This window comes from Paenibacillus dendritiformis (assembly GCF_945605565.1).
GTDB classification, from domain to species: domain Bacteria; phylum Bacillota; class Bacilli; order Paenibacillales; family Paenibacillaceae; genus Paenibacillus_B; species Paenibacillus_B dendritiformis_A.
The window spans coordinates 4,438,573-4,462,241 of sequence record NZ_OX216966.1; the positions used below are offsets into that span (position 1 = coordinate 4,438,573).

Consider the following 23,669-nt stretch of genomic DNA (forward strand, 5'->3'; position numbering starts at 1 on the left):
CGCCGCCTCTTGCACAGGCGGCGGCTAGCAAAGCTCTACTCGTTATGTTTCATTCTTTTGCGCGACATCCACATGACAACTGCGGCAGCGCAGAACAACAGGCCAATCCAAGAAGCAAGCGGTGCCTTCTCTCCGGTTGCCGGGAGTGTCGGTGCAGCCGGATGATCAGGCTTCTTGCGGTCTCCCGGCCGGGTCGCAGGGAGTTCATTCGAGCCAGGTTGCTCTTCCGTTCCCGGCTCCTCTTCCGTGCCAGGTGTGCCTGGAACGGTCTCTCCCGGTTCGCTTTCACCCGGATCGGTCTCACCGCCGACTACCGTGTCCGGTCCTTCCACGATGGTGCCAGGGACCGTCTCTCTGTTGTCAGGCGGATTCGTGCCCGGAGTGGTACCGCCGGAACCCGGATCTGTCGTTCCGCCACCGCCGGAACCCGGCCCTTCCGGATCAGGGCGTTCCGGCTCCGGCTTGACGCCGGACTTGACCAGACCCGCGTCAATGGTCAGGTTCCGTTCCTCCTGGCCGAGCATGATCACATCGGTCCAGCCGTCGGCATTGGCTTTGGAATTGCGCGCCGGGTCGCTTCCGGCCCCTTTGATCGTGAACTTGTAACCATCTGGCAATTCAAAATGAACGATGTAGGTTCCAGCGGACAAGTTGTCGAATAAATAGTAGCCGTCATATACAACCTCGGTTACGGTAGGCCCGTATACATCCCCTGTTACCGTGCCTCCGTATGTGGAATCCGTTACGGTCCTGTATACCGATTGGGTCACGGTCGTGGCCAACAGTTCGCGGTTGCTGTTGTATAGTTTGACCGTCACGCCATTCAGGCCAACCTCGTCTTCATCCTGAATGCCGTTGCCATTCTTGTCGATCCAGACATAATCGCCAAGCGCACCCGTACCTGGCGCTACCGGCAGAGGGATAAGCCCGGCATCGATATCATGGTTCTTCTCGCCTTTTGCAAGCTCAATCACGTTAGTACGGCCATCGTCATGGGTGACGTCGGAATCTTTGCCGCGATCGTCGCCCTGATGCGGTATCGTCCATTTATGGCCGTTCGGCAGGATGAACTTTACAACATATTTGCCAGCTGGCAGATTCGTGAACAGATAATATCCTGGCTTGCCGTCTTTGTTGTCCGTCGTGGTGCTTTTTAGTAAGCTGCCGTTGTCATCGTACAGCTCCACCTTCACGCCATTCAGGCCAATCTCGTCTTCATCCTGGATGCCGTTGCCGTTCTTGTCAATCCAGACATAATCCCCGATTTCCCCCGTCTCCGGCGCTACCGGCATTGGGACGAGCCCGGCATCGATGTTGTGATTCTTCTCGCCGTCGCCCAGCACGATTTCATCTGTGTAGCCATCCTCGTTGATCACGTCGGAATCTTTGGCCGGATCATTGCCTTGGTGCGGCTTCGTCCAGCTATAGCCGTCCGGCAGGATGAACTTCACGATATATTTGCCGGCTGGCAGATTCGTAAACAGATAGTACCCGGGCTTGCCTTCAAAATTGGTATTCGTGATGGTCTTGTTAAGCAGCTTGCCATTGATATCGTACAGCTCAACCGTTACCCCGTTCTTGCCTTCTTCATCATCATCCTGAATGCCATTGCCGTTTTTATCGATCCAGACGTAATCGCCGATTTCGCCTTTACGGCTATCTTTAATTTTCACGCCGACTTTTTTCGGCTCCGCCGGCAGCAGCGGACTTCCGTTATCTGCCCGCTTCGCCGTAAAGCCGAACGAGTTCCAGGCAATCTCGTCATCGCCGCTCGGTGCGCCAACCGGCGCGCTCATTTCCCATACGACTTCCTTGCTCTCCCCTGGCTTGAGCACCAAGTCGTCATCGAACACGAATTTCAACGCCTTGACTGTCGTCAGATCCTCCGGCGCCTCAGCGGACCAGCTTCCGCCTTCTAACGATACGGATTCATCGGTGCTGTAATACACCGTCACGGATTGCGGCGTTGCTACTTTCTCCGTCAAGACCGGACTCCATTTGCTTCCGCGCGGCGTCTTGTCAATGACTCCGGTATCGCCGATTCGAGGAAGGGCATCCACAATCGTGACGTTTTTGACGCCAACCGTGCCCTTGTTCGTCACGACGACCTTGTACTTGATTTTTCCGCCAGGCGTAACGGTTCCGGTATCCGGATATACCGTCCAGCTGCCTTCGTCCAGGTCACCCTGAACATATTTGACGGATTCGAGATTCGTTGCGGAATTAACATGGATATCCGCTCCGTCATATACATACCATTTTCCGTCTTTGTAACGCTGCTGGACAAAGTTATAGTAATTGTTCAAGTATTCATGTTCTTCGGACGTGACTTCCACTTCATTATGAATCGTCCCCGTCGTTACCCCTGCCTTCACTTTCGCCTGGAAAGTCAGCTCTACCCACTGGCCCTTTTTCAGCGTCAGCGGATGATTCTCATCCCAATACCAGGTGATCGGAGTCGTTCCCTCCGGGCCTTGAGAATCTGACTTGAAGCGAGGTTGCGGCGCATTCACTCCGTCGCTGCCCGTTACTTTCACCGAATCGTCCACATATGCAAGCTCCTCCGGCAGCAAGTCGGTCACGATCGGATTGCGAAAATCAACATCGATGAAGTCCGGGTTGGTTACCCGAATCTTATAGGTGGCCGTCTCGCCCGGTTTCAATGCAGCGCCGGACGCCACCTGCTTCTTCACCATAATCAGTGGGCGATCCTCAACGGCAAGCACCTTCACTCTGGCCGCATTTTCCTTCGGCTCGCCATTGAACAGATAAGTCATCACGGCATAGTTGACAATCTGCTTCCGGTCTTTAGGGCTCTTGTCGTTCTCGGGAAGACCATTCAACCTATCAATTTCAGGAAAATTTCCTTCATACTTCTTGTACGGGATATCGGAAAATTTCCCGAAAACGTAGTCCTCAAGCTGACGATATTCCCCTGTCTTCTTGTACTGGACTTCCAGCTCGCTTTTTTGCTGGAAATCAACCGGAACATCGCCGAACACGAGGCGGATCCCTTTCACGTTCTTGCCGTCCGCCTTCAATACTCGCGGCTCGGCATTCGCCGGGATCGTCTCCCACTGCTCCCAATCGCTATCTGCCGGCTTTTCCTTGGTGGTGTATTGAATAACATAAGAATCAATTCCTGCAAATCTCGCCGTTAGAACCTGAACAAATTCGAGGCCCTGCGGAGTTACATCCTCCAGCTTGGCATTCTCCAACCTCATATTCGTCTGGTTGGCGATATCTCCGATTCGGTAGGAAATGGTTTGTCCCGTTATCAATTCCTTGGCGGAGCCTTCGGTGACAGATTTATAGATCCACAGATTGCCTGTCTGCGGCACATCGACAAACCCGTGCTTCGCTTCCGCTTCGTCCGTGACAGGCTCGTTCTCTCCCACTGGCTTGAACGACACGGCCGCCTGATTCACAACCTCTTTATCGGGGTTATCCTTCAGAATATCCTCGGGATACTTCACTTTGACGAAGATTTCTTTGTAGGACTCGTCTTGGCCCAGCTTGCCGATATTCCAGGTAAGCTTTCCATTGTCATTGGCTGTATACTCAGGGCGCGTCGACAAGAGCTCGGCCTCCGGCGGCAGCATATCGGTGATGACGACGTCATCCAGATTCAGATTGCCGTAGCCGTCCTTTTTCGTATCGGAGAACAGGATCCGGTATTCAACGGTGCCTCCGGGCTGCGGCTTCACATGCGCCACGGGTCTGTACTGTTCCTTTGTCAGATCCCATGCGGCGGATGCTTCCGCCTTGACGGTCACTTCGTTCGACAGCTTGCCGCCTGGCGTCTGCTCGCTCCGGAAGACCGCCTGCGCCGCAGCCTCCGTCCCGTTCGGCGTCACATAATTCGGGAAGCGGACATTGACCTGAAGCGTTCCCGTCGATCCCGGCTCCAGCGCCTCCGTAAAGGTAAACGTAACCGTCCCCGCATCGGGATCATGTACCGCGGTTGCCCCATCGCTGTTCACTACACCGGCATATTCCACGTCCTTCGGTATCGGGAGAACGATCTGCGCCCCGTCATACTGTTCCGTTGTGCTTGACACGCTGTATTCAATATCATAAGTAAATAATTGCCCCGATAGCACGGACGGCATGGAACTCTTGAGCACAATCTGGATTGTGTCCGCGCCATTCTCCTCATTGCCGGGAACGTCATCCGCGAGCGCGGTCATGGGCATCAGCAGTATATTGAACAACAGCATGAATGCCAACACTATGGCTTGAAATCGTATTGACCTTCTCATTTTCCCAGACTCTTCCTTCCTTTGAAAATCAATCTGTCTTCTCTTCCATTACACCTTGATGGAGACACATCATCGTTCAATGTCTCCAGCTTGGCTTCATCGCCGATCTCTCCGTTCGTCAAGTCGATGGAAGCGGCGTCCGAATGTTCGGCTGCGGTGTCTCGTAAGACAAGATTGCCTGTATCGTCAGCCATCCGGTTCGGGTTAACCCCTCCCTGCCGACCTTCAACGAATGTTCCGTGACTCCCCCAAACATCGGCCCCCGCAGATCGATTGCGCTGATGGAGACCGTGCCGTATACCGGGATCCCTTCCATAGAATTGTCCACTTCATCTTGTTCTGCTGCAATGGAGATGGGGAGAGAAGTTGTGGAGGGGAGATTGAGCAACAATAGGAGAGCGGCTAGATTCCAGAGCTTTACGTTGACGCGATTCTGCATTGAATCATTCGTTCACCTCCTCTTGCGCACTGTTCATACCAACAATGAGTGCACTATGTAATAGGCATAAGTATCATAACAAATCCAACTACACCATTTCTCAACAATAATGGAAGCGTTGTCCGAAGCGATTATTTTGCCGCCGGAATCTTCTTGTTTTTATGGCGGTACATTTTCCGATCAGCGGCATCCAGAATGTCGGTGAGGTTGCGATTTTTGTCCGAGTAGACCTCGAATCCGACCGAGAAGGTTACGTTGATCTTGAGTTCTTTCGAGAGAGAAGCCAATTTGTCGGCGAAATACCGCTGCATAATTTTCATGCCGGAGGAACCGTCGCTGAGCATGAGAACAATAAACTCATCGCCGCCCCATCTCGCTATGTAATGTTTTTTCTCGAAGCCTTTGCTTAATATGTCAGCCGTTTTCTTCAAAATGAGATCGCCGGTGCTGTGGCCGTAATGATCATTGATGGTTTTGAATTTGTCGATGTCGATAAAAAAGATGGTGATCGTTTGCGATTTGCGTTTCGCTTTCGCTTTTATTTTCGCAAAATTTTTCACAATGAATCTGCGGTTGTATACCTTCGTCAGCGCGTCTCTTTCCGCTTCCCTTTTCACCATTTCATACTTTCGGCCGAACCACCAAATGAATACCACTTGAATGATTAGGGAGGTAAATAATACCATGTCCACATCGCCAATCAAATAGAAGATATAGGCATAGACCGTCGCCAAAATCGTCAGCATGCCAAATCGGATATAAGCGTTCCTTTTGTCGCTCATCACTATCAACCCTTTACTCTGGTAACTCCGTAATCAAACGTCCAATAATAGTTCAACAGAAAATTGCTTGGCGGAACGACGAAAATGACGAGCAGTTGTCCCAGCACATACGGCCATTGCATCCATTCCACCGCAGCGTACATCACCCCCGTATTCATAAGCAGGCCGACCGACGAGACGACCGCGTATTTGATAAAAGCCGAACGCCCTCCCCGCGTCTCGCCGAATGTCCACAACAAGTTCAGTATGTAAGACACGATAAGCACAATCAGGAAGCCGATGGCGGAACTGATGATCGGATCCAGTCCAAGCCACTCGACCAGCAAGACAAGCACTCCAACATGCAATAGAGTGCCTAGTACGCCGACGACGCCGTATTTCATCATTTTTTTAACCATAACAGTTCATTGCCGCTAGCGGGCATCTCCGTTTCTCGTGCTGCGATTCGCTCCCCGATGACATAGCGCGGCCGCCCCTTCGCTTCATTGTAGATGGACGCAATATACTCGCCGATGATGCCCAGGCTGACCATAATGATGCTGCCGATAATGAGCTGCAGCAGAATAACGGTCGTGAAGCCCGTTACCGCCTCGCCGACAATTTTGCGGTACAGCGTCTGCACGCCGAGAATAACTGCCCCGATCAAAAACATAATGCCAGTCAGCGTCACGAAGCGCAGCGGCAGCGACGAGAAGGAGGTCACGGCTTGAACCGCCAGTTTGACCAGGCCGAGGAAGCTCCAGCGCGTCGTGCTGCCGACGCGTTCCGGAACTTCGAACTCAATCTGCGTTCTGCTGAAGCCGAGCCAGGCCGTCATGCCGCGGAAGAAGGTTTTGCGCTCGGGCATATTCCGCCAAGCCTCCACAACCTTGCCGTCCAGCAGCTTGAAGTCGGAGGCGCCGCGCAGGTCGAAGCCCGACAATCGGTTCAATATATAATAAAACGACGCAGAGCCCAATTTGTTGCGCAGCGGCTCCTTCCCGCGGCTTCGCTTCACGCATTCGACGACTTCATAGCCTTCTTCCTTCCACAGGCGCACCATTTCCTCCAGGAGCGAAGGCGGATGCTGGAGATCCGCATCCATCACGATCACGGCGCGGCCTCTCGCATGCTCCATCCCTGCGCATAGCGCAAGCTCCTTCCCGAAATTGCGGCTTAAGCGGATCGCCGACAATTCAGCAAAGCGCCGGCAGGTCTCCTCAATCCGCAGCCAAGTCCGATCCGTCGAGCCGTCATCGACGATAAGCATTTCGAAGCTCTCGCCAAGCTGCGCCAACTGTTCGCGAATGATGGCCAACGTTCCATCAATATGAACTTCCTCGTTATACACTGGGAGAATGATCGTAATATCCGGTCTCATTGCTCACTCACACCCGCTTCTTTCTTTACTTTATACAACCGCCACAAACCGCCATTCTCGTCGCCGAACTCTTTGTGGAGCTCGCACCATTCCGCCCCTTTTTCATAGAAATCGGGGTATAACCGGTTATCTGCGCTGAGAGCGGAGCTGATATTCGGCTTCGGGCTTAAAATATAATCGACGCCCTGACCTTGCGGATCCGCTAATGCATCGCGAAAATTAAAATCGCTCGTAATGATGTACCGGCTCGGTTTTTCACTGTTCAGAATGATATAAAAGGCGGAGTACGAGTCCATTAAAATTTTGTCTTGCCGCAATTCGCTATCCAAGTAACGCGCCACCTCACGGTCCACTTCCTGCAGGTTGGCATGCTCCTGCGCATGCAGCATTTTGTTCTCGTCCGGCGCGATATCCGGGTTGAACCAGGCCCATGTCAGCACCACCGCCGACAATACCAGACTTGCCACCGCGATCCCCGAATTCCACAGCGACTTCTTCACCTTGCTCAGCTCATATGGGATCCAGGCGACCGTAATCGGAAATACGTACATGAAATACCGGAACCACCCGAACGAAGTGCCTTTGACAAGCAGCAAATACTGTAAAGCCACAATGGAAAACACCATCGCCGCCAAGCCGGCAAGCTCCCATAGATGGGCCCTGCGGTTCATGATGCGAAGCATCAAGACGCCAACGAGCGGAATGGAGAAGAACGCCATCTTCTTCAGCACGAATATGAAACTGTTGAACGGGTGCCCGATAAGATGCATGAATTGCTGATCGGTAGCCAGCATCGCCGACTGCTCTACGTTCGAATACTCCGAATTCAAGAAATAGAACGGATTGCCCATAATGAGATAGTTCAGCAAAATCCAGAGCAAGCCCGAATATACGATCGGCGACCATACCAACGTCATGACGCTTTCGATCTGCTCATATTTATTCCGGAATCCCGTTCTCCCCGCTTCCGGCTTCTTGTCGGCGCGGAACAGCACCGCGAGTATAACAGTCAGACCCAGGCCGATGCCGAAAGGCACCGCTTCGTACCGCGTCCAGAACGCCATCGCAAGGGCCAAGGATACCTTCAGCAAGCTGCCGACGTTGCGATCCTTCAACCAATACGTCAGATGAACGACCGAGTACATCGTAAAAAAGATAAACGGCGCGTCGCTCAATCCGTTCATGCCGAACAGAAACATAAACGGGTTGAAAGCAAACAATAGACTAATAACGATGCTTACCCAACGGGATAAACCATGGGAATCTCCGGCCTGCACCAACAGCGCGGCCGTACATCCCGCGAACAAGCTGGACATGAACACGCCCGCCAAGCCGGAGGATGCCAGCGCCGGGAATAACGGATAAAAAGCTAAAAAGGCGATTTCCACCAAGCTGGGTAACGGATTCCACACGAAGCCGATGGCTCCGAGATGGGGATCGCCGCTATACAGCACGTAGAAGGCGTTGGCCACCCGGCTCATCGCGTCCGTATGCACATAGCCGATATGATGGCTGACATAATAACCCGCGATCCATTCGGTCACGAACACCACGGCGAACACGACCCAGTACACATACCGGGACGTGCGCTGTTCAACCGCAGCCGGCAACAATTCAGGCGAACGATAGGATGCTGCGACTTCCATTTACACTCCAACATCCTTTCCAGTCATTTGTTGGACAACGACATCCTGCTCCGTCAAGCCGTGTGTCGTTTTTTCCCAATAGAACGGCCGTGTAATCAACTGCCACAACGCTTTTAAGGCGGCAATGCTCATCAACACCCAATAGATGGGCGTCAAGAAGGCGTATTTGACGATACCGTATGAAAAGACGCGTTCGTTCTTACGTTCCATCTCATCAATCACCCAGTACACCCCGGCCGCATTGCTTAAGATGAATAAGAAATTCCCGATCAAAAACTCGATAGCCGCGATGTAATAAATCATGCCGGGGAAAAACTTCGGCACAAACTCCATTTCCCAGCCGTACCACAGAATGAGCAGCGCCCAGAAGATCGGATTGAGCAGCGGAAGAAGCGGAGCGGACAAGACCATGACCTGAAAACCGAAAAAGCCCCTGGGACCCAATTCCTTCCACAATTTGAGCGGGTTGCGCATATGGACAAGCCACGTCTGCATATACCCCTTGATCCACCGGGAGCGCTGCCGAATCCAATTGCCTACGCGGCTGTTCGCTTCCTCCCATGTTCGCGAATCGACGATGGCCGTCATATAGCCCTTCTTGTACAAGCGGATGCCCAGATCGGCGTCTTCTGTTACGTTATACGGATCCCACGCGTTGAGCTCTTTCAGCACCGAGGTTTTAAAATGGTTGGAGGTTCCGCCGAGCGGGATAGGCAAATTGAGCTTCATAATTCCGGGCAGCAGAAGTTCGAACCACATGCTGTATTCTTGGGTGAACCAACGCGTCATCAAATTTTGGTCGCTATTGAAATAATTCAATTTTGCCTGCACACATACGACGTTGGACGGACTATTTCGAAAAGCAAGAAACACTTTCTTCAATTGATCGGGATCCGGGCGATCCTCCGCGTCATAAATGACGACATAGTCGCCCCGCGCGCGGATCAATCCGTAATTGCATGCCTTCGGCTTTGTTTTCGGCAAGCTGTGCGGCACGACGAGCACCGTATAATAGGCCGGCAGCTTCATTCTGGCCAGAAGCTCCTGCGCTTCGACATCGTCTTCTTCGATCAGCAGCCGGACATCCAGCTTGGACTTCGGGTAATCCAACCGCTCCAGATTATCCAGCAAATGCGGAATTACATTGCTCTCTTTGTACATCGGGACGAGAATCGTATAAACCGGCAGCTCTTTCTCATCTATTTCCAGCAATTCCTCTTCCGTGAATCGAAGCTGGGCCGTGCTCCTTGTTCCTTTTAGTGTAATGACGAACTTGAAGACGGACATCGCAAAATAAGCGACCTGCACAATAATGTTCAAGACGATCAGCGTAGCGAACCAATTCCACAATAGCCCGATCACAACCACGGCCGCGAGCGCCAATATAAAGATGAGCTGCGGTGTCGTGAACGTCACATGCGCCGAATTTTCCGGATTTTCCTCCATCAGCTTGTCCGTACTCGCCTGCATCAGTTCCGTTTCATAGACCGATTTCCAGAAAAACTCCATCTCTTCCCGCGTTGCCAGCACTTGCTCGATCGGCCCATCGACATAGGTCTCGAGTTCGATAATCCGCGTGTCCGACAACGGCGAGCCGACCGCAATCAGATATCGGTTCGCCAGCTTATTGATAATAACGGCGTCATACGCGCGTGCCATCGCTTCCGGCAGCTTCGTCTCTTGCTCGAAAGAATACTCCGTGCCGATGCGGCCGATCTGCTGCTGGGTGGCGATCGCGCGATAGAGCGGTCCGGGTTCAACCATTTGCAGCGACAGCAAAATATCGCCCAGAACGCCGCCGCTTTTGCGTTGAAATTCAAGCGCTTGATCCAACTGTTCCTGTGTAATGTCCCCGGACTGCACCAGCATCTCGCCGAGCAGCCCCTTCCCGCCGGTGCGCTTCATCAATCGTTCGACCGCTTCCGGGCTGACACCGTACAGGGCAACTACGTTATCCCCTAACCTGCCCCCGTATTGCTGCTGATGCTCGAGCGCAGAGCGCAACTGGCTGTCCGAAATCAGGCCCTCGCTGACCAGCAGTTCTCCCAGTCTTCCCGGGGACGTCTTCTCCAGTTTCATTTCCTCCACAACTCCCGATTTTAGCGCTTATATTTGCTGCGCATATTCGAACCGTACGATATCCTCTTCCTCGATCGATTCTCCGACCTGGATTTCAATCAGGTCGACCGTCGTGAGCGCTTTGATGCCATGCTTCGCTCCAGGCAAAATTCGCACCACATCGCCGGCGCTCGCCGTGTAGCTAAGGCCGTCCACGGTCACTTCCGCCTTGCCCCGCACGATCGTCCACATTTCGCTCCGCTTGTAATGTACTTGATAGCTAATCTGCTTGCCGGCGTATATGTGCACCCGCTTCGTCAAGGATTGCTGGTCCTGCGTCGGTTCGCCCATATGGAGGATGCTGTACCAGCCGTACAGCGTTTCCTTGTACATCGGCCGCGTGGACATGGTCTGCACCATCTGCTTGAGGCGGACGCTTTCCGCCTTGTCGGAGATTAAAATGCCGTCCGGCGAAGCGACGACGACCGCGTTCGAGATCCCGAGCACAACGACAGGGATGTCCAACTCGTTAATGACATGCGTATTTTCACTGTCACTGCTGACAACGCCTTTCCCGTACAGCTGCTCCTTCATCTGCTCCGTCCATTCGTTCCAGGTCCCCAGGTCGTTCCAACGGCCGGCGAACGGCTTGACAGCAATCCGGGCTTCCTTCTCTACCACCTCATAATCGAAGCTGTTCGACGGCAGCAAATGATACTGGCGCACCAATTCGTCATAGCGAAGGGGCCATCCGCCCTGCCGCAGTATCCGCAATATGTATTCCAGCCGGAACGCGAACACGCCGGCATTCCATAACGCGCCTAATCCGATCCACATCTCCGCCTCCGAGGAGGGCGGCTTCTCAATAAAATGCTGCACCTTGAGCAAATTCTGGTCTGATGCTTGTCCTGGCGCGGGAATGATATAGCCGTATTTCTCGGATGGATTCGCGGGGGCAATGCCCATGAGCACGATTCCCTCTTCCGATTGCGCCGCGATAGCGGCCATTGTTTTGAGCTCTTCATAGTAATCGTCGTCCACATCGACATCGACAGGCATGACGACGATCACCTCATCCCCGGACATCCTCATCTCGCTGTGCATATAAGCGCAAGCGAGCGCGATAGCGGGGAACGTGTCCCGCCGCTCCGGCTCCAGGACAAGCGGCGCCGCGGCGCCAAGCTGGGTTACTATTAATTCCTCCTGCGTCCGGGCGGCTGCGATGACCGCGGAGTGCTGCAGACCCGCCCCCTCAATCTGCTGCCATACCCGCTGCAGCATCGATAACCGGATGCGATCGTCTTCCTCGATGGAACGGTTCACTTTAATAAACTGCTTGGAACGGCTGTCATTCGACAGCGGCCATAACCGCTTCCCGCTGCCGCCGGATAACAAAATCAACTTCAACCAATTCTCCTACTTTCATAAAATAATTGATCGTTGACAACATTCTGTGTGTTTTTACATAGATCCATTGAACCATATCCACCTCCACACTTTCTGAACATTTTCAGAATGTAAAAAAAAGCCGCCTTCCGTCCTCATTCGACGTTAGGCGACCCTTGATCTCTCCATATTTTACACATGAAGTAATTTCTTATTTATTTAAGTCACGTTAACTTTAGTAACTGCAACGTCACCCGCTCATCGGCAGCGCCACCCAATGCCCCCTCGTCACCTCGACCAGCTCCGATTCGTCGAGCTGATATTTGTCCGCTTCGGTCTGCTCCTCCATCAGTACCCGTTTTTTGGCCGCTTCGACCTTCGGATCAGGAACCGGAATCGCAGCCAGCAGCGACTTCGTATACGCATGCTGCGGATTCGCATACAGCTCCTCGCTCTCCGCCAGCTCGACGATCTTGCCTCTATACATCACGGCGACCCGGTCGCTAATATGCTTGACCATCGACAGATCATGGGCGATGAACAGATACGTGAGTCCGAGACGCTGCTGCAGCTCTTCCATCAGCTTCACGATCTGCGCCTGAATGGACACATCGAGCGCGGATAGCGGCTCGTCGCATACGATGAACTTCGGCTCGACCGCCAGAGCGCGCGCGATCCCGATGCGCTGACGCTGGCCGCCGGAGAATTCATGCGGATACCGCATCGCATAGGCCGGATCAAGGCCGACCATATCGAGGAGCTCCTCGACCCGCTTCTTCCGTTCCTGCTTGCTTCCCGCCAGCCGGTGGACATCGAGCGCTTCCCCGATAATATCCAATATTTTGAATCTTGGATTCAGTGAAGCATACGGATCCTGAAAAATCATCTGCATATAGCGCCGCATCGTCTTCATCTCTTTGGCGGACATCCGGTTCACGGCCATCCCTTGGTACAAAATATCGCCGCCCGTCGGCTCATGCAGGCGCAGAATGGACCGTCCGGTCGTCGATTTGCCGCAGCCCGATTCGCCGACGACCCCGAGTGTCTCCCCTTCGCGAATATGGAAGCTGATATCATTGACCGCCTTGATGACGTTCCCCTTGCCAAGATCGAAATATTGCTTGAGCGATCTCACCTCCAGCAGCGGACGCGCATCGTCCGCATCCTTCTTCACGACGAGCGGCACAAGCTTCGGCTTCTTCTTCTCGTCCAGACGCGGAAGCGCGCCGAGCAGCTTCTTCGTATACGGATGCTTCGGACTGGCGAAAATCTCCTCCGTCGTCCCTGTCTCGACGACAGCGCCGTCCTTCATGACGACGACCCGATCGCACATCCCGGCGACGACGCCCAGATCATGCGTGATTAAGATGATGGAAGTGCCCAGCTGCTGCTGCATATGCTTCATCACATTCAAGATCTGGGCCTGAATCGTCACGTCGAGCGCCGTCGTGGGCTCATCGGCAATAAGGAGCGCAGGCCGGCACGCGAGCGCAATCGCGATCATGACGCGCTGGCGCATCCCTCCCGAGAATTCATGCGGATACTGATGATAGCGTCTCTCGCTGTTGCGGATGCCGACCAGCTTCAGCATCTCGATCGCCTTCTCCTTCGCGCCGGCGGCAGACAGCTTCTGATGCTTGATCAAGCCTTCTTCGATCTGTCTTCCAATCGTCATCGTCGGATTCAGCGATGTCATCGGATCTTGAAAGATCATGCCCATATCCCGGCCGCGAATGCTCTCCATTTCCTTATCCGTGTAGTTTTCAACATTCTTTCCCAGGAATATGACTTCGCCTTCTCTCATATACGATATTGAAGAAGGAAGCAAGCGCATAATCGAACGAGCCGTCACACTCTTGCCGCTTCCGGACTCCCCGACAATTCCGAGCGTCTCTCCCTGCTTCAGCTCGAAGCTGACATCGCGAACCGCCTGAATCTCCTTGTCCCGAGTCAGAAAAGTTACCGATAAATTGTTGACCTGTAAAATCGTATCCATTTCACTCACCCGCCTGAACGTCCGTTATCAATTCTACTAGAAGTTCGAACACGAACTTGTATAACCGTTGTTGACAAAACCTTAAAATAAAATATACTATATCCATCGGAATTATACAATTTAAAAAAGGAGGCAGCAAGATTCGCTATGGAGAGTACGCAAGCAGCGAGAAATTCCGGTTCAGCGACCCGCATCGGGAACGCATACAATAAAATGCTATTGAATCCCTCCTGCAAATATGCCGTTCTTCTGCTTGGCCTGCCTGTGCATCTCATTGTGTTCATCATCTATCTCATTCGGCGAAGGAACGATACATACGCCTCTGCGAGAGAGAAGATAGAGGGAGAGCTTCTCGCTTCCGGCTACAAGGATCGGCTCCGTGCCGAGATCGAGGATCAGACGCTGCGGAAGCTGGCATTCTTCGGACAGCAGGCGAGCAAGTCAGCGAGCGTACGGGAAATCGAGAGATGGACGGAGGAGGAATTCCGCAAGACGCTGAACGAGCGGACGATTGCGCATCTGGGACAGAACGGCGCGCAGCGAATTACTTACGCGGACACCTTCGCTTCGCTGCTGGGCCAACCGTTTTTCTTCGCCCTGTCGATAATTCTCGGCTTTCCCATGTACTTACTCATGTTGGTGTACAGCAACTCCTACCTGAAATACATTTTCGAGCGTCTCATCATGAGCCTGTTCGTGATCATCGGGGTTGCCGTGCTCGTATTTACGCTGCTGCATCTGTCGCCGCTTCATCCGGCCGCCAATATTCTCGGCGAGACCGCGACCGAGGAGCAGATCGCTTCCTTCAATAAGCTGTACGGGCTGGATCAGCCGTACCTCGTGCAGCTGTGGAACACGATGAAGGGGATTGCGACGTTCGATCTCGGCAAGTCGTTCTCGGGCAACGAGGAAGTGACATCGGCCATCGCCGGCAAGTTCCCGATTACGCTTCAGTTGACCGTCACCTCGCTGCTGCTTGCCGTGATCATCGCCTTGCCGTTCGGAATCATCTCGGCGGCGAGACCGAACTCATTCTTTGATTACACCTTTATTTTTATCGCCTTGATCGGTCTGTCCATACCTAACTTTTGGCAGGGTCTCATCTTCATCTTGAACTTCTCGATCAAGCTGCAATGGCTCCCGGCGACCTACAACCCGCAAAATTGGCTGTCCATGATCATGCCGGTCGTCGTGCTGGGAACGGGCTTGACGGCAGCCGTGGCCCGGATGACCCGTTCATCCACACTGGAAGTCATTCACGAGGATTATATTTTGACGGCCAGGGCCAAAGGGCTGAGCCAGCGCCAGGTGCTGCTCCGGCACGCCGTGACGAACGCTCTCATCCCGGTCATCACCGTCATCGGGCTGCAATTCGGCGGTATGCTGGGAGGAGCCGCCGTAACGGAGAAAGTGTTCAATATTAGCGGAATCGGCAGCTACATCGTGGACAAACAATTCATTCCTGACATTCCGAGCATTATGGGCGGGGTTGTCTACACCGCGATCACCATTTCGCTGGTCAATATGCTGATTGATATTTTGTACGCGTTCTGCGACCCGCGCATCCGTTCGAAGATGAAACAATATTGAAAGGCGCGATCAAAAGCGCCGGTTTTCAGCGCCAAGAAGGTTGCTTGAACTTGAAGGAGGAGCTGCGGAGTGTAGGCCAGACTACATGAGCAGCGGACTTCGAAAGTGAATGCAAGATTCGATGTCGAGTTACTTACCGTATCACTTCCCGATCAAAAGCGGCCCCTTGAAGAACCTTTAAAAGCAGGTGTAACCATGACCAAGTTGACACAACCAAGACAGGAGAGGAAGCGCAAGCTGAGATTGTCTCCGGAATATGCCCAATCGAGCTTCGCCTGGATCGTCTCTGCCGTCCTGTCAGCCGTTCTATTCCTGAACAGCTACGACTGGGCCGCCAAGACGGTGAACCGATATGTGCTGGCCGCTGCCATCATCTACCTGGGCTTCGGCTTCATTCAGTTGATTATCACCGCCATGCTTCGAAGCGATCTGCTCCGGGAAGGGGCGATACGCGCACGGACGCGGGTACTGTCCTATATCCAGCTCCTCAGCGCCCTGACGGGTAATGTATTCGTCGCAGCCTGCGCGTTCCATCTAATCAAGAAGGAGAAGAGCTCAGAGTATACGATCGCCGTCTATATGCTCCTCACCCAGTTCTATGTTATCGCTATATCGGGATTGAATATGTTCAAGCCGTATGTGGCCGATACCTTCCCGCTGGCGATGCTGGCGCTAATCGGGATCGCGCTCTTCCAGTTGGTTGCGCTCATACTCGTGGCCGCCAAGGTGAAGCGGCATTACGCCCCTTCCTGGATGGCAGTTATGGCGGGGGCGCTCATCCTGACCGCGCTGACCGGCAACCTGTTCGCGCTGCTGCTCGGCTGGAACCTGATCGCGAAGATCCGCCGGAACAGCAATCCAGCCGAGGTGAAATGGGAGGAAGTGTGGGAGCGGCTGACGGGGAATATGACGGCGATGTCCGGCCTGTTCTTCATCGTGTTCCTGTTCTCGATTAGCGTCTGCAGCTTCTTCACCTTCGACTACAGCATGGCGGTCGAGAACAACTATGGCGCGATTCTGCAGGCTCCAAGCCTCGCCTACCCATTCGGAACGGACAACTTCGGGCGGTGCCTGTTCTCGCGCATCATTTTCGGGGCCCGCATCTCGCTCATCGTCGGCTTCCTGTCGACGGCGATACCGGTTGTCATTGGCGGAACGCTCGGCGCCATCTCCGGATATTACGGACGGCGGACCGACAACATCATCATGCGGCTGCTTGACATTCTGTACGCGATTCCGGGAATCTTGCTGGCCATTGCCATTATCGCCGCATTCGGCGCCAACACGGTCAATCTCATCCTGGCGCTCAGCATCGGGTCGATCCCGACCTACGCGCGAACGATGCGGGCCAACGTCCTGCAGGTGTCGACCTACGAATACGTCGAGGCGGCGCGGGCATTCGGCTCCAGCCATTCCGCCATCATATTCAAGCATATCGTGCCGAACTCGCTGGCGCCGATGATTGTCAAATCGACGCTCACGATCGGAGGCGCCGTCATCTCGACGAGCAGCTTGAGCTATCTGGGACTCGGCGTAGAACCGCATATCCCCGAGTGGGGCAATATTTTGAAGCTGGGAAGCGCCTATCTTGAATCCCATTCCTATCTCGCGATTTACCCCGGCCTGGCGATTATCGCCTTGGTCCTGTCCTTCAACTTTTTGGGAGACGGATTGCGGGACGCGCTCGATCCGAAGATGGGATAACGATACACATACTTCATACCCAGGAGGAATCATCATGAAGAAAAGATCATTATTCATTGTCATGCTCGCGATCGCCCTCGCGGTGACCGGCTGCACCGTGAACACCAAATCCAACACGGAAAGGCAGAACAAGCCGGCCACGGATGGGGACAGCAAGCCGGCGGCCGAAGGCGCCGTCGATATCGAGCTGCTCGGGATGAGCTCGGGGCAGGACGACATCAACATCATCCGCGATCAGTTGACGAAGAACGGCTTCAATGTGAAGCTCAACCTTCAGCCGGATTACGGCAGCTTCAAGGCCCAGGAGGAGGCCGGCAACTTCGACATCTCGCTCTCCGGCTGGACAACGGTGACAGGCAATCCGGACTATGCGGTCCGTTCCCTGTTCAAATCGGGCGGCGACTACAGCATACTCGCCGATCCGGAGATCGACGAGCTGATCGAGAAGGCCGCTTCCGAGACGCCGGATCAATATGCGGACACCTATAAGCAATTCGAGCAGAAGCTCGTCTTCGATAAAGCCTATATTGCGCCGCTTTACATTTCCGTCAAGAGCCAGGCGTTCAATAAAGAGGTGCTGAACGAGAAGTCGGTGCGGCTGTCCAAGTCCCGATCCTTCGCCTGGGAGGATGTCGACTTCAATGATACGTCCAAGCGGGACACCGATCCGCTGCTGCTGACGCAGACGAACCCGACCTTGACGTCGCTCGATCCGATCAAAGGGAATGACGGCTCGATCAACATGCTCAATACAAATATGTACGTCAGGCTCATCAATCTGACCGATGATGACAAAATCACGGCGGACGGCTCGCTGTCCCGCGCGTACAGCATCGCCGAAGGCAATTCGGAATATTATTTCATCCTGCGCGACGATATCAATTTCGCCACAGTAACCGACAAAAAAGCGGTCGATTCCGGCGAGCGCGTCGGCGCCGACGATGTCATCTTTTCCCTGAACCGCGCCAAGGACAAAAACTCGGTGCCGGATCACCGCACGTACAGCCTTCACGAGCATATCAAAAATGTCGATATCGTCACGGACGTGAACGCCTTGGAGCAAGTGAAGGTATCGGGCGGCAGCGAGACGGTGAAGGAAGCGCTGGAGAAAGGGCTGGATACGAAAATATCCGCTCTCGTAGCGGATAAAAAAGAGGCCAACAATAAAGAAGGCAAATATCAGGTCATCAAGCTGACGACGACGGAGCCTTTCCCTCAAGTGCTCAATTATTTGGCGCATCAGTCGGCGGGCATCGTGTCGAAAAAGCAGGTCGAGAGCATCAATACGTATGATGTCGCCTCCTTCGACGTCAACAAGGATATTCCTTACGGCGATCAAAACACGGTTACCGAAGGCAGCAAATACAACAATACGCTGTATGCAAGCGGACCGTATATTTTGCTGTACAAAAATGATTATGAAGCCAAATTCCAGAAAAACCCGGCCTACATGAAGGGCACCGACCATGAGCCGAACATAGCCAATGTGACGATGCGCTTCATCAAGGATACGGAGAGCGCCCTCGCGGCATTGCGCAGCGGCGAAGTTCATGTCAATTACGGGGTGCCGGACACGAAGTTCGATATCGTGAAGGGTGACAGCAAGCTGAGCCTGCAGACGATCCAGAGCAATGCCGTCTCCTACCTGCTGTTCAATACGAAAAACCGCGACGTCGCAAAAAGCGAGGATCTGCGCAAAGCCGTGCTGTACTCAATTAATCAGGACGAGATTCTGCAATTCTACAATAACAATAAGTACAAAGCGGCTTCGACGGTAAGCCCGATTGTGCAGACCGGCAACGAACTGAAGGCCGATCCGGCCAAGGTGAAGGAATATTTGGACAAATATAAATCCGCCGCGAAATAACGATCACGAAGGTCCCGGGCACTCCATTCGAGAGCCCGGGACCTTGCATGTGCGCCGCGTCATGTCCGCTTCAAGGCGAACCTGTCGTAGAAGCTCGCGCCGTCTATCATCCAGAACCGCTCGGCTTGAGGCACGAGTCCGTAAAAATCGGCATACGACCCTGTCCAGCCGTCAGGCATATACTGCTCGAACGACATCGGCTCGGGGAACTGAGAAAAGAAGGTTCTCTCATCAAAGTTGACATAGATGGTCGGCATGAATTCCAGCACATCGTCCATTGTCGCGCATGCGTCCTCAATGTCAAGAAGCATCTGTCTCAATTCGTCCGCAGACGCCTTGTACTCCTCGATATGGCGCAGGAACTTGCCGGCCGTCGTCTCGTCCAGCACCTCGATGCCGAACCGCTCCTCCATCTCGATGTTCAGGAACCAATACTCCCGCTCCGTGACATACCAGCCCCATCGGCCTTCATGCATGACGCCTACGATCAAGATTTGCGCATACTCCGGAAGCAGCTTCATCCGCATCCTCCTTGTCCGTCCTTCCGCAAGCTTGCTTCTATTGTACAACGGAGAACACATCAAATAAACAAATTCACCCTCGCATCCGCCGCATCTCCCAGATAGGCGGCCACTCCGCCTAATTCGACATCCGCGATGAGCTCCTCCTGCTGCAGGCCGAGCAAATCCATTGTCATTGTGCAGGCCACCAGCTTCACCCCTTGCTCCTGCGCCAGCTCGATAAGCTGAGGCAGCGATAGCGCTTGATGCTTCTTCATCACATGCTTTATCATTTTGGGCCCCATGCCCAAGAAGTTCATTTTAGACAGTCCGAGCTTCTTCGCGCCTCTCGGCATCAGGAATCCGAACGCTCTTTCCAGCCATCCCTTCTTCACCTGCACGGCCTCATCCCGGCGCAGGGCGTTCAACCCCCAGAACGTGAAGAAGATCGTCACTTCATGCTCATAGGCGGCCGCGCCGTTCGCGATGATGAACGCGGCTATTGCCTTGTCCATTTCTCCGCTGAACAACACAATCGTCGTCTTCTGCTGCGCTTGATTCACCCTTCCCCCTCCTTTCCATTACATCGCCAGGCATATGCTACGCCGGGGCGGCTGGCCGGGCATCGCTGTGCCCGTCTCATGACCGGCTACTTTTTCCGCACATAAAATTTGTAGACGCCCTGCTCCTCTTCCTGTCCGACCATCTCATGGTTCGTCTTTTTCACCCATGCCTGGAAATCGTTCAGCGAACCTTTGTCCGTGGAGATGACCGCCATCACTTGTCCGCTTTCCAGCGCCTCCAGCGCTTTCTTCGCTTGCACGATCGGCATCGGACATGCCATTCCGCTCGTATCCACCACAGTCGTTACTTTCATCATTGCCCTTCACTCCAATCGATGTTTTTATGCGTTGCCATGCATCAGGAAGGCGCACCTAGCACGCAATGACCTCATTCTCCCCTATCCGCGGCCTCCCTCGAATAGGCCGGCCCTAGATATCGCCTTGCATAAGCCGGCGGGATCCCTATGCCGGAATACTGCTCCTACTCCACTTCTCCCGCCCAGTCATTCATGCCGCCGGACATATTGTGCAATCGGTCATAGCCGATCGAAGATAAATATTGACAGGCTCTCGTACTCCTGCCGCCCGCTTGGCACACGACAATCCATTCCTGGGCCGGATCGAGCTCGCTTCTCCGCTCAGGTAATTCACTCAGAGGGACATTCACCGCACCCGGGATATGTCCGTCCGCATATTCTTCCGGCTCGCGGACATCCACGCACCGGACCTTAGCCGCGTTCAGCATCTGATTCGCCTCGCTGGGAAGCATTTCCTTCCAAGACATTTCAGCACACCTCCACCTTAATATACATATACCCGTATAGGTATATAGACAGTATAATAAGATCCCTGCGGCTCGTCAAGCGACAGTTGGGCAATACCGTTCTGTTGCGCCTTATTGGCCCACCCATTTCTACGAATGAGCATATGTATTGCCCTGCATTCACGCTCTCCCCACTTGACGCTTGATTTTCGCCGTGGTAAGAAAAATTCAAGCTTCATGCCGGCTCTTCCTGTCTTCTCGCTGCATTCCGGATCGGTTTTGTACAGTTATCCTCTGTCTGATAGGATGGAAGGAGAACATAATCAGGGATAAGGGGGAAGGCGGACGTATGGAGAACGTGCGCAAAATATTGGAGGAGCAACGCATTCCGTTCGACATCATCCGGCATAAGCAGCCCATTCGCACGGCCAAGGAAGGCGCGGAGGCGCTGGGGATCGATATCGGTCAGACTGCGCCTGCGTTGGTGCTCAAGGCAGATGCCGATTATGTGGTGCTGATTATGTCCGGTGCGCGGGGCCGCATCGACTTGGAGGCCGCAGCGCGCATGCTCGGACGCGGCAAGCTATCGCTGGCCTCGCGGCATGAGGTGCGGGAGGCAACGGGGTATGAGGCGGGAACGATTCCGCTTGTCGGCCATACGCTGCCCTGCCTCGTAGACAAGCTGCTGTATCAATACCCCTGCATCTATGGAGGGACGGGTGAACCGGATTCCACCTTGAAGCTGGATCCGAGAGATCTGAGCAAGATGAACCATGTCATTGCCTACTTGGACGCTGATGGCATAGGCTGACACGGGCTGAAGCCGAAATGACGCCGTTCATTATCCGTAGTGCCGTGAAGTCCGACTTGCGCACGCCGAATCGCCCGGTACGGTCTGTACCGGGTTCGTCAGTTCGTCTGGGGCACCCGCAGCAAGCAGAGAAGCTGATGTCGCTGCTCGCCGTTCAAACTTACTTTTTTTGCCGATGCCATTTATCCGCAGCGGAGTTCCGCCAGGCGACCCAGCCAAGAGGCAGATCGGCCAATTCCGCAATCGAGGAGTCGACCTGCATCATTTCTTCCAGCGAAATGATGCGCCCTTCTTCTACAGAGACCGCTTTTCCATCATGGAACTGCCACATGCCGTCCTCTTCGTCATGAGTAACATACACGACCGGATGCCTCCGTTCGAGCACTCTTGATGTGGTCAACACGGCCGTATGTCGATCATCCACGAACGGCCATTTTTTTTGCTCATGCCTAAGTTCACCTTCCAATTATCCTTTTCTTAGAGTATGAATAGAATCCGTGACTGCCTTGTTCCTGTGAGCCTATTAATTCATCCTGTGGACTCCGGCTTGCAGGCCTTCCCTCGTTTCATTTCGATGGCAAACAACGACGAGATGTCGCGTGCAGAATGCCTGCCGTCACCTGAATACCAATGCGCTGACACTCTGTAATCATAAATGCCGCTTGCCATTTTGCCCCGCATCCCAATCACGAAGAGTTCCCCTCCACTTCTTATCTCTACTGAACTTGCTCCAATATATCCATCAATGCCTCGGTAAATCTCGTCTTCTGATCCAGCATCGTGGCATGTCCTGCCTCCGGAATGGAATAGAACTGCTTCCGCGGCGCTTCTATCATGGAGAAGAGATCCCGGGCCAGCGAATAAGGAGTCTGCCAATCCCGTTCCCCATGGATATAAAAGACGGGAACTTGATAAACCAATCCGAGCGCAGATAAATCAAAGAATTCAACCATGTATTTCCAAATATGACACTGTGCTTCTCCCATCGCTTTGGCTTTGAAAAAGATGCTTGTATCCCGGAACGAATAAAACGGGGAACATAAGGCGCTTGCGACCAGTTCGAACGAAGGGCCAGCCGCGAGCTTATATTTGCCCTGGTACTTGCGCAGCTTCATCATGGCCTTGTACCATCCATCCGTGAATTCAGGGAGCGGATATGGCTCCATGCGAAGAAGCGCTTCCGTATCCTTGCGGTTGCCGGCCGCTTGCGCCGCTGCCAGCGCCTTGTCGAAGCCGATGCGTTCATTGTCCAGCATATTGACCACCTGGCCGACACCGATATAGGCCTTCACCGTCTCGGGATAGGCTTGGACGAACAGACTGCCCAACACCGAGCCCCAGGAGTGGCCCATAATGATAATTTTCGATTGGCCGTACTTTTTTTGCAGATACGCCACGACCTGGCGCGTATCCTCAACCATTTGCTCTACAGTCGTTGTCGGCGTAACCTGGACCGGATCGTTGCGGAGGTATGTTTTTCCGCTGCTTCTCTGATCCCAGTGAACGACGGTCACCCGCTTCTCCCACGGCAACTGGAACTCCTGGGCGAAGGGCAGCATCGGTGATCCCGGGCCGCCATGCAGGAACAGCAGGACCGGATTGTCCGTGCTCTCGCCGCGGTGATGCAAATATTGCGGGATGCCGCCAATCGTAACGAACTCCCTGCAATCAATGCCTTTGCCCGTGGAAGAAATTCGGATCCGCTTTGAGTTCCTCTTTTTCTTCCATGTAACATATCCCGCCAATCCGGCAATCAACGCCGCCACTCCGCCTATAACTATCCATACAATCCACATATGTGCCTCCTTCTTACCTGCCTGACATCAAATCGAAGCTGCGTCAGTCTTCCTCAAGACTCATTTCAGACGGGCAGATGAATTCCTCTTGCTATAGGGAAATATTTACCTGCCAATTTTGACGCTGGAATGGAAAGCTATCCCTT

The 23,669-nt window shown here is 53.7% G+C and carries 19 protein-coding genes; 4 read left to right on the forward strand and 15 right to left on the reverse strand.

The window, feature by feature from the left end; all coding sequences use genetic code 11:
• Window positions 1–35: 35 nt before the first annotated feature.
• The 9 genes from NNL35_RS19780 to NNL35_RS30440 all read right to left on the reverse strand — a co-directional run bounded on the left by NNL35_RS19780 (window position 36) and on the right by NNL35_RS30440 (window position 13,929).
• Window positions 36–4,220 carry an SdrD B-like domain-containing protein gene (locus NNL35_RS19780; protein WP_040730171.1) on the reverse strand — a complete coding sequence of 1,395 codons (4,185 nt, stop codon included), beginning with the start codon at window positions 4,218–4,220 and terminating at the stop codon, window positions 36–38.
• A 160-nt stretch (window positions 4,221–4,380) separates the two neighbouring features.
• Window positions 4,381–4,578 carry a hypothetical protein gene (locus NNL35_RS19785; RefSeq protein ID WP_138985608.1) on the reverse strand — a complete coding sequence of 66 codons (198 nt, stop codon included), beginning with the start codon at window positions 4,576–4,578 and terminating at the stop codon, window positions 4,381–4,383.
• Between the two features lie 254 nt (window positions 4,579–4,832).
• Window positions 4,833–5,483 (reverse strand): GGDEF domain-containing protein, encoded by a 651-nt coding sequence (locus NNL35_RS19790; protein ID WP_006675555.1) that lies wholly within the window; start codon window positions 5,481–5,483, stop codon window positions 4,833–4,835.
• Between the two features lie 5 nt (window positions 5,484–5,488).
• The gene (locus tag NNL35_RS19795) at window positions 5,489–5,881 is read right to left on the reverse strand and encodes a GtrA family protein (protein ID WP_040730223.1); all 393 of its coding nucleotides are present in this window, start codon (window positions 5,879–5,881) and stop codon (window positions 5,489–5,491) included.
• Entirely contained in the window at window positions 5,866–6,843 is a 978-nt protein-coding gene (locus NNL35_RS19800) for a glycosyltransferase family 2 protein (RefSeq protein ID WP_006675553.1), read from the reverse strand. The genes NNL35_RS19795 and NNL35_RS19800 overlap by 16 nt, the downstream gene beginning before the upstream one ends.
• Complete coding sequence (locus tag NNL35_RS19805; RefSeq protein WP_006675552.1) at window positions 6,840–8,489, reverse strand: hypothetical protein; 1,650 nt, start codon at window positions 8,487–8,489, stop codon at window positions 6,840–6,842. The genes NNL35_RS19800 and NNL35_RS19805 overlap by 4 nt, the downstream gene beginning before the upstream one ends.
• Window positions 8,490–10,568, reverse strand: coding sequence for a cyclic di-GMP-binding domain-containing protein, MshE-related (locus NNL35_RS19810; protein ID WP_006675551.1), 2,079 nt, complete (start codon window positions 10,566–10,568; stop codon window positions 8,490–8,492). It lies immediately after the preceding gene.
• A 27-nt stretch (window positions 10,569–10,595) separates the two neighbouring features.
• Window positions 10,596–11,954, reverse strand: coding sequence for a sugar phosphate nucleotidyltransferase (locus NNL35_RS19815; RefSeq protein WP_040730167.1), 1,359 nt, complete (start codon window positions 11,952–11,954; stop codon window positions 10,596–10,598).
• A gap of 229 nt (window positions 11,955–12,183) precedes the next feature.
• Window positions 12,184–13,929, reverse strand: coding sequence for an ABC transporter ATP-binding protein (locus NNL35_RS30440; protein ID WP_006675549.1), 1,746 nt, complete (start codon window positions 13,927–13,929; stop codon window positions 12,184–12,186).
• A gap of 147 nt (window positions 13,930–14,076) precedes the next feature.
• On the opposite strand from NNL35_RS30440, the gene NNL35_RS19830 reads away from it, so the two are divergent.
• From NNL35_RS19830 to NNL35_RS19840, 3 genes are all read left to right on the forward strand, one after another.
• A complete protein-coding gene (locus NNL35_RS19830) occupies window positions 14,077–15,519 on the forward strand; it encodes an ABC transporter permease (protein ID WP_006675548.1) in 1,443 nt (480 codons plus the stop codon).
• 195 nt (window positions 15,520–15,714) lie between these two features.
• Entirely contained in the window at window positions 15,715–17,223 is a 1,509-nt protein-coding gene (locus NNL35_RS19835; protein ID WP_040730163.1) for an ABC transporter permease, read from the forward strand.
• Between the two features lie 34 nt (window positions 17,224–17,257).
• On the forward strand, window positions 17,258–19,090 hold the full coding sequence (locus tag NNL35_RS19840) for an ABC transporter substrate-binding protein (protein ID WP_006675546.1): 1,833 nt from the start codon (window positions 17,258–17,260) through the stop codon (window positions 19,088–19,090).
• 59 nt (window positions 19,091–19,149) lie between these two features.
• Here the strand turns inward: NNL35_RS19840 and NNL35_RS19845 are convergent, their stop codons facing one another.
• The 4 genes from NNL35_RS19845 to NNL35_RS19860 form a co-directional block, all read right to left on the reverse strand.
• Window positions 19,150–19,611, reverse strand: coding sequence for a hypothetical protein (locus NNL35_RS19845; protein ID WP_006675545.1), 462 nt, complete (start codon window positions 19,609–19,611; stop codon window positions 19,150–19,152).
• 59 nt (window positions 19,612–19,670) lie between these two features.
• Window positions 19,671–20,153: a DsrE/DsrF/DrsH-like family protein gene (locus NNL35_RS19850; RefSeq protein ID WP_006675544.1), complete on the reverse strand. Its 483-nt coding sequence runs from the start codon at window positions 20,151–20,153 to the stop codon at window positions 19,671–19,673.
• Window positions 20,154–20,239: 86 nt separating this feature from the next.
• Entirely contained in the window at window positions 20,240–20,467 is a 228-nt protein-coding gene (locus NNL35_RS19855) for a sulfurtransferase TusA family protein (protein WP_040730214.1), read from the reverse strand.
• A gap of 167 nt (window positions 20,468–20,634) precedes the next feature.
• Window positions 20,635–20,937 (reverse strand): rhodanese-like domain-containing protein, encoded by a 303-nt coding sequence (locus NNL35_RS19860; RefSeq protein WP_006675542.1) that lies wholly within the window; start codon window positions 20,935–20,937, stop codon window positions 20,635–20,637.
• A 328-nt stretch (window positions 20,938–21,265) separates the two neighbouring features.
• Here NNL35_RS19860 and NNL35_RS19865 point away from each other — a divergent pair, with 328 nt between their 5' ends.
• Window positions 21,266–21,727 carry an aminoacyl-tRNA deacylase gene (locus NNL35_RS19865; RefSeq protein WP_006675541.1) on the forward strand — a complete coding sequence of 154 codons (462 nt, stop codon included), beginning with the start codon at window positions 21,266–21,268 and terminating at the stop codon, window positions 21,725–21,727.
• Between the two features lie 160 nt (window positions 21,728–21,887).
• On the opposite strand, the gene NNL35_RS19870 is transcribed toward NNL35_RS19865, so the two are convergent.
• Both NNL35_RS19870 and NNL35_RS19875 read right to left on the reverse strand, forming a co-directional pair.
• The gene (locus tag NNL35_RS19870) at window positions 21,888–22,151 is read right to left on the reverse strand and encodes a hypothetical protein (RefSeq protein WP_193372681.1); all 264 of its coding nucleotides are present in this window, start codon (window positions 22,149–22,151) and stop codon (window positions 21,888–21,890) included.
• 292 nt (window positions 22,152–22,443) lie between these two features.
• Entirely contained in the window at window positions 22,444–23,523 is a 1,080-nt protein-coding gene (locus NNL35_RS19875) for an alpha/beta fold hydrolase (RefSeq protein WP_006675539.1), read from the reverse strand.
• Window positions 23,524–23,669: the final 146 nt, after the last annotated feature.

Excerpts from the sequence above, each read along its gene's own strand:
- NNL35_RS19875 (WP_006675539.1), bottom strand. The coding sequence starts at position 23,523 with ATGTGGATTGTATGGATAGTTATAGGCGGAGTGGCGGCGTTGATTGCC.
- NNL35_RS19810 (WP_006675551.1), bottom strand. The coding sequence starts at position 10,568 with ATGAAACTGGAGAAGACGTCCCCGGGAAGACTGGGAGAACTGCTGGTC.
- NNL35_RS19845 (WP_006675545.1), bottom strand. The coding sequence starts at position 19,611 with ATGAAGCTGCTTCCGGAGTATGCGCAAATCTTGATCGTAGGCGTCATG.
- NNL35_RS19830 (WP_006675548.1), top strand. The coding sequence starts at position 14,077 with ATGGAGAGTACGCAAGCAGCGAGAAATTCCGGTTCAGCGACCCGCATC.
- NNL35_RS19800 (WP_006675553.1), bottom strand. The coding sequence starts at position 6,843 with ATGAGACCGGATATTACGATCATTCTCCCAGTGTATAACGAGGAAGTT.
- NNL35_RS19855 (WP_040730214.1), bottom strand. The coding sequence starts at position 20,467 with ATGAAAGTAACGACTGTGGTGGATACGAGCGGAATGGCATGTCCGATG.
- NNL35_RS19805 (WP_006675552.1), bottom strand. The coding sequence starts at position 8,489 with ATGGAAGTCGCAGCATCCTATCGTTCGCCTGAATTGTTGCCGGCTGCG.
- NNL35_RS19865 (WP_006675541.1), top strand. The coding sequence starts at position 21,266 with ATGGAGAACGTGCGCAAAATATTGGAGGAGCAACGCATTCCGTTCGAC.
- NNL35_RS19785 (WP_138985608.1), bottom strand. The coding sequence starts at position 4,578 with ATGGAAGGGATCCCGGTATACGGCACGGTCTCCATCAGCGCAATCGAT.
- NNL35_RS19835 (WP_040730163.1), top strand. The coding sequence starts at position 15,715 with ATGACCAAGTTGACACAACCAAGACAGGAGAGGAAGCGCAAGCTGAGA.
- NNL35_RS30440 (WP_006675549.1), bottom strand. The coding sequence starts at position 13,929 with ATGGATACGATTTTACAGGTCAACAATTTATCGGTAACTTTTCTGACT.
- NNL35_RS19860 (WP_006675542.1), bottom strand. The coding sequence starts at position 20,937 with ATGTCTTGGAAGGAAATGCTTCCCAGCGAGGCGAATCAGATGCTGAAC.
- NNL35_RS19780 (WP_040730171.1), bottom strand. The coding sequence starts at position 4,220 with ATGCTGTTGTTCAATATACTGCTGATGCCCATGACCGCGCTCGCGGAT.
- NNL35_RS19795 (WP_040730223.1), bottom strand. The coding sequence starts at position 5,881 with ATGGTTAAAAAAATGATGAAATACGGCGTCGTCGGCGTACTAGGCACT.
- NNL35_RS19790 (WP_006675555.1), bottom strand. The coding sequence starts at position 5,483 with ATGAGCGACAAAAGGAACGCTTATATCCGATTTGGCATGCTGACGATT.
- NNL35_RS19840 (WP_006675546.1), top strand. The coding sequence starts at position 17,258 with ATGAAGAAAAGATCATTATTCATTGTCATGCTCGCGATCGCCCTCGCG.